Raw genomic sequence first — 6,233 nt, forward strand, 5'->3', positions numbered from 1 at the left:
TGTTAAATCAAGGAGAGTTAATTATTAAATGGGGAAGAAAAGTTAAGAATAAGGGCAATATTACTATTGCAAGTTAAATGTGGAATAGCTTATCACGTGAGTTCGACAAGTCTTATTTGATCTCACACGGAGAGGGGAGCAAAAAGCTTAATTTTTCGTTGCTCCTCCCTTTCCGTTTCGGAGAGGGAGGTTGGGAGGGAGAGGTTCATCGAACTCAGGTTAATATCAGGGCGCTCTTAGAAGAACAGCTAATAGCCTTGATACTAATTATCAAAGCTGAACTTGATTGGCAAGATTGTATCTTGTGCTAATTAGTACCAATATTATTGGTACTACTGTGATAACAGTTGGAATTGGGTCTGTATTAATGCTTAACCTTTATTTCCTGCTCTAAAAACAGATTGCCAATATCAAATAAAAGTTGCATAGTACCTCGATAGCCAACCTTGGTAAATTGACCATGATCTAAGCGGTCAAAAATGGGAATCCCTTGACGATAGAGAGGAATTTTTAAGCGTTGAGCGATCGCCACTCCATGAGAGTTGGTAATTAGTAAATCAGATCCAACCGCCAATTGCTCAAAGTCTTCCAAATCGCCAATAGTGACGCTCTTGATCGGTAGTTTTTCTAACAGAGGAAAGCGTGTTGTTGTCACCGCTGCGTGAATCTCAACTCCTAGCGATCGCAAAAAAGCAACTGTTGACCAAAGTAAATCTGGTTCCAGCGCCAAAGAAACTCGCTTGCAACCAAAGTAAAAGTGATTCTCTAACATCATATATTGCAACTGACGGCGTTGACGGCGGTATTTCTCCGGTATGCTAACGCCACTGATATCCGCCAATGCTTGTAGGAATTTATCTACTGCTGTTAGTCCTGTGAGTTCACCAAATACCTCATAAGGTATATTGAATCTCTGCTCCAAAATTTGTGCTGCACCCCGCATACTGTCACCCAGCGCCAAAGTGAATACAGAACTACCAATTGAGCGCAACTGTACTGCATTCGTGCCATTAGCTGTAATGGCACTAGAAGAATCTTCTATAGAAGCATCTAGTGAGCCAGAAAGATCGGGTACAACAATAGGTACAAGTCCAAAAGAAGTGACAATTTCTTTGATTTCCTGTACATCCCCTGGTGTAAAGGCAGAACTCGCCAAAATAGTGATTTGTGTGGCACAAGCATCTTGATTGGAGCTTTTTTGAGGAATTTCCCTGACTATACTCTCAACGGCACCAGCAAAGCCATCTTGTAATGTACCTTTGAAATCCGGTGTAGAGACAAGCACAATTGGTAAATAATCCAGTTCTGGATGACGGTGGCGAATTTCCTTCACAAAGCGTCCCATATCATCACCTCTGGTTTCTACCAGTCCAGTGCTACAAAGACCGATAATTTCTGGTTTGGATCTCTGTACCAAAGTCAAGATTGCTTGTTCAACTCTTTCTTCACCACCCAAAATGGTTGCAACTTCAGTCATCGCCGTACTGGAAAGGGGAATCGTCTGACGGAAATGTTGTACTAATACCGCCTTAGTCAAAGCAGTACAGCCTTGAGAACCATGTAATAAAGGCATCATTCCCTTCAACCCCAAAAAGGCTAAAACTGCACCCACAGTTTGGCTTTGCTTCAGGGGATTAACTGCAACTGATGTACTCGTAACGCTAATAATCGCCATCAAATGTTCTCCTCTGAAGAATTTCCTGCTGACCACGGGGCTGGCTGGTATACTTGCTCCCATACAGGATTGTAAAAAGTGGCATACAACTCTCGTGCTACCTCTAAAATTCCTATATAGCCTGCATAAGGATGATTGCGTTCTTGATTAATATCTAAAAATGGAATCCTAGCTGTGAGAGAAGCGTCTTGATGGCGTTTATCAGCAATTAACATATCAACTTGATTTTCGTTAATTATCTGTAAAATTTCTTCAGGACTATTTTGTTCTAGAATTATGCCATCTTGACCCAGTAAACTTTTGACCCTAATTCTATCCTCGTCAGTATTATTCTTAGTACTAATAGCAATAACTTCCATCCCCAATTTTTTAGCCGTAAAGATAATCAACCAACTCTTGAAACTTCCAATAGAAAGGATAACGCGCTTACCTTGTAGTCGGGTAATATACAAAGCGAGTTTTTCATCTATTGCAGCAGTTTCTTCTACAATTAGCTTTTCTGTACGTTCTTGCAAATCAGAATTACCTAACTTTGCAGCAATATTCCTTAAACATTGATTGATTGACTCTATACCATAGATAGACTCTTCAATATAGGGAATGCCATATTTTTTCTCCATGCTTTTTGCCATGTTAATTAGTGCTTTCGAGGAGAGAATCACGTTCAGCTTGGCGCGATGAGCATAGCAAACTTCTTTGTAGATAGCATCGCCTGTAATTTTTGCCAAAACTCTGATACCTAATTTCTCCAATAACGGTAGAACATTCCATATTGCACCTGCAATGTTATGTTCACCAATTAAGTTGATGTCATAAGGTGTACTATTTTCTGGTTCAGCTGTTCCAATAACGTGTTCTAGCAACGCTTCACCAGCGACACGGTTGCCCAAATTTTGGTTCCCAATAAAGCCAGGACAATGTACAGGTATAGTGGGTATTCCTGTTTTCTCGGTAGCATTTTTACAAACCCCCTCGATGTCATCTCCAATCAAGGCGGTGATGCAAGTAGAGTAGACAAATACTGCCGCAGGTTTGTAGCGTCTTGCTAATTCTAAAATGCCTTTGTACAGCTTTTTGGCTCCACCAAAGATGATATCATTCTCGTCGATGTCACTGGTAAAACGTATTTTATACAGCATCGAATCAGAAGAGAGACTGCTGTAACTTCCCCAAATACTGGCAGCACAGCCACTTGGCCCGTGAACTACATGAGCAGCATCAGTGATTGGTACTAGAGTAATCATTGCACTATCAAAAGCGCAACTCCCTTGAGTAGTTCCAGGTTGTGGTAATTGTGTAGAGGACTTTTTTTTGTGTAGTTTCTGCTGCTGATGAGCATCTTCAGAATTGAAGTCACTGAACGAATCGTTAATTTTTCCTGGAGTGGGATTCATTTGTTTGGTGACAATAGGTAGAAGTTATTAGGTGTTAAGTGGATTCCAAAAGGCTTTGATAGGATTTTCATTTATTAACCGTGTATCTAAAGCATGGAATAAAAGGGAATGAGAAAAATAATTTCCCATCCCCTAAAACATAAACACCAACTAGGTTAGAGAAGGAGAAAACAAAAACACGAACTAGACTATTCAAGTATTAATGTTGCCGTGTACACCTTAGTAGATTAGTGTTAACACAGTGATTTAAATGCAGAGAGTTAGGATTGGCTATTCCACTACCTCCATTTTAAAGGATTAGTCAGAGGGTGGGCCAAAATAGCCCACCTGATATTTACTCTGCCTTTAGCATCGGAGTCTGAACAAGAATCTTACTTCTTCTCGCTACCAGAAACTATTTCTATATTTCCTTTTTTCAGTGCTTCTAATGCTTCACCTTCAGCGTCTTCTTGTTTCTTAGCCGCATCTGCTTGGCTAATTAGTTTCGCAGCATTTTCTTCACTTTCAAGGATACCGAATTCAATCAACAAATCTTCTAGCTCATCCATTTCGATGGGTGTGGGAACAGCAAGATTTGTATTGTTGATAATCTTGTCTGCTAATGTACGGTATTCATTAGCTTGGTTGCTGTCGGGTGCGTACTCGTTTACAGTCATCCGACGCAATTCGGCGTGTTGCACGATATTGTCACGGGGGACAAAGTGAATCATCTGGGTACTTAATCTAGCTGCAAGGGTGCTAATTAGTTCGTCTTCCCGGTCAGTTTTCCGGCTGTTACAAATTAGCCCACCCAAACGTACTCCACCAGTGTGAGCATATTTGAGAACCCCACGAGCAATGTTATTAGCAGCAAACATCGCCATCATTTCACCAGAAGTAACGATGTAGATTTCTTGGGCTTTACCTTCACGAATTGGCATCGCAAAACCACCACACACAACGTCGCCCAATACGTCGTAGGATACGAAATCTACGTCTGAGTAAGCGCCGTTTTCTTCGAGGAAGTTAATGGCGGTGATGATACCCCGACCGGCGCAACCTACACCCGGTTCTGGCCCGCCTGATTCTACGCATCTGATATCCCGGAAGCCAGTTATCACCACTTCTTCGAGTTCGATATCTTCCACAGCGCCCCGTTCAGCAGCTAAATGTAGCACGGTAGTTTGAGCTTTACAGTGCAAAATCAAACGGGTAGAATCAGCTTTCGGGTCACATCCGACAATTAAAATGCGTTTACCCACTTCTGCCATTGCAGCCAGGGTGTTTTGGGAAGTAGTAGATTTACCAATACCACCTTTACCGTAAAAAGCAATCTGTCTAATTCTTTCGTCGGACATGATAATTTATCCTGCAATTGTTTGTTTGGTGAGTCAGTCGGTTTATGAGGGGTTAGCACAAAAGACATCTCCGAAAAAGAATGTAGAGACGTAGCAGTGCTACGTCTTTACAAGGGTTCTGGGTAACGCATATTTAATTTCTGGAGATGTCTAAAGTAGTGCCTACCAGAGATATTTGCTGTCAAGTTACAGCAGTAACCTTATGTAGAACGTTGTTGGAGGCGCTCGTTCTACAGCAAAAAGAGTCTGTATCCAGAACATATTTAAGTTATGGTCGGTTTTCGTTGGCCATTAGTGAGTGGCACTAAGAAAAGGCGAAAGGCTTGTGTCACCTTGTTCCCAGTCTGAAGACTGGGAATGTGTTCCAAGAAGCTCTGCCTCTGGTCAGCCCACTGGAGGCGGAGCCTCCAAGAATGGGTTCCCAGCCTCCAGGCTGGGAACCAGTTAGGGCAAGACTTATAGCTTTTCTTAGTGTCATTCGGTCATTAGTCATTGTTTTTTCTGACTAATCGCTAGAGCGATAAGACATCACTCAAGGAATATTGCAAGTATTACCAGACCCTCACTGAAATAATTTCTCTGGCAGTAGTAATACCAATTAGACAAAAGAAAGCTACAGATTCCAAGCTGGAAACCACAATTCAATCCGAATTTCCTAATTACGAATTACGTTAGCGTAGCGGTAGCGAGTCCGCGAGCGTCATTACGAATTACGAATTATCAAAGGTTGCTCATACCTAAAAAGTGGTTGCAGCAGGATTTAAATTTACGTCAAGTTTCCCTAAATCACACAACCAACCATTGCAATCCACTCTAAAGAGTTGCTACAACTTCCCCAATTTTGCTGATATCGTAACCACCGAGAATTTCAAATTGGGAGTGAACCAGCCGATGTCCCAAAGTACTGAGCAACTGCTGTACTGGTGCTTCTTCTAAATATTCCTTGAGAATCACCAAATCATATCGTGACTGATGTAAAGGGATAAATCCCAGCCCAAAGGCGGTAGCTACAGATGCCGTACTCATACCAGCATCAGCAACTCCTCTGACTACAGCTTGGGCAACATCTTGGTGACTTTTGAGTACATTATCAAAGCCCTGAACAGCATCGAACGGTATCTGCTCTTTTTGGAGTGTTTGTTCCAAAAGCATTCTACTACCAGAACCGATTTCGCGGTTAACAATAGTCGCTCCCCCAGCAACTAAGTCACTAATTGTTCTAATTCCCATTGGGTTGCCAGACTTCAACAAAAGTCCCTCTTCCCAAACACCAAGGGTAATTAGAACTGCTTCTCTTCCAGCCAGAACATCTCGAACAAAGGGAGTATTATACTCACCAGTTTCAGGATCGTACAAATGCATCCCAGCGATGTGCGCCTCACCTCTGCATAGACTGTGCAATGCAGCCATGCTGTTGGCGAAGTTATATTGAACTCGCAGTTGGGGATGCCAGCGTTCAGTGGCTCTTGCCCATAGTGAAATCACAGGGGCACAACCAGCAATCACAACGGTGTTGTGAAGTGTTTCGAGATTATCGTCTAAAAGACGGACTCGAACTTTATTTGTACCTGCAAGGCTTGTACTTTCACCATCAGCCGGAATCATATCTTGGCGAAAAGCATCCTTGCCAATCAAGGGGTAAGCTATCCATTGTCCTCCCACACGAGCCATGCTAACTCGTAGCTGCTGACCATTAGGAACAGGTTTGGCAAGAACAGCCTCAATTTCAGGTAAATCCCGCTCTAACCAGAATAGATCCTCAACTTGACACCCAAGCGCTTTGGCCAAGCGAAGTGTGATGGCTACTGAGGGAGCATATAGTCCCGA

4 protein-coding genes are annotated in these 6,233 nt (G+C 42.5%); all 4 read right to left on the bottom strand.

Features of this window, described 5'->3' with window-relative positions; translation table 11 throughout:
- Positions 1 to 364: 364 nt before the first annotated feature.
- Positions 365 to 1,675 (bottom strand): nitrogenase iron-molybdenum cofactor biosynthesis protein NifN, encoded by a 1,311-nt coding sequence (gene nifN, locus V7L07_RS11795; protein WP_335057949.1) that lies wholly within the window; start codon positions 1,673 to 1,675, stop codon positions 365 to 367.
- Positions 1,675 to 3,069 (bottom strand): nitrogenase iron-molybdenum cofactor biosynthesis protein NifE, encoded by a 1,395-nt coding sequence (gene nifE / locus V7L07_RS11800; RefSeq protein WP_335057951.1) that lies wholly within the window; start codon positions 3,067 to 3,069, stop codon positions 1,675 to 1,677. The genes nifN and nifE overlap by 1 nt, the downstream gene beginning before the upstream one ends.
- Positions 3,070 to 3,440: 371 nt before the next feature.
- Positions 3,441 to 4,406, bottom strand: a complete 966-nt coding sequence (gene nifH, locus V7L07_RS11805) for a nitrogenase iron protein (RefSeq protein ID WP_335057953.1) — start codon at positions 4,404 to 4,406, stop codon at positions 3,441 to 3,443.
- A gap of 813 nt (positions 4,407 to 5,219) precedes the next feature.
- On the bottom strand, positions 5,220 to 6,233 hold a 1,014-nt coding region (locus tag V7L07_RS11810), incomplete at its 5' end, for a substrate-binding domain-containing protein (protein ID WP_335057955.1).

Origin of the sequence: Nostoc sp., assembly GCF_036916985.1 — a bacterium.
GTDB lineage: Bacteria > Cyanobacteriota > Cyanobacteriia > Cyanobacteriales > Nostocaceae > Nostoc.

Bases quoted from the DNA above. Each gene is read 5' to 3' on its own strand.
- nifN (WP_335057949.1), bottom strand. From the start codon at position 1,675: ATGGCGATTATTAGCGTTACGAGTACATCAGTTGCAGTTAATCCCCTG.
- nifE (WP_335057951.1), bottom strand. From the start codon at position 3,069: ATGAATCCCACTCCAGGAAAAATTAACGATTCGTTCAGTGACTTCAAT.
- nifH (WP_335057953.1), bottom strand. From the start codon at position 4,406: ATGTCCGACGAAAGAATTAGACAGATTGCTTTTTACGGTAAAGGTGGT.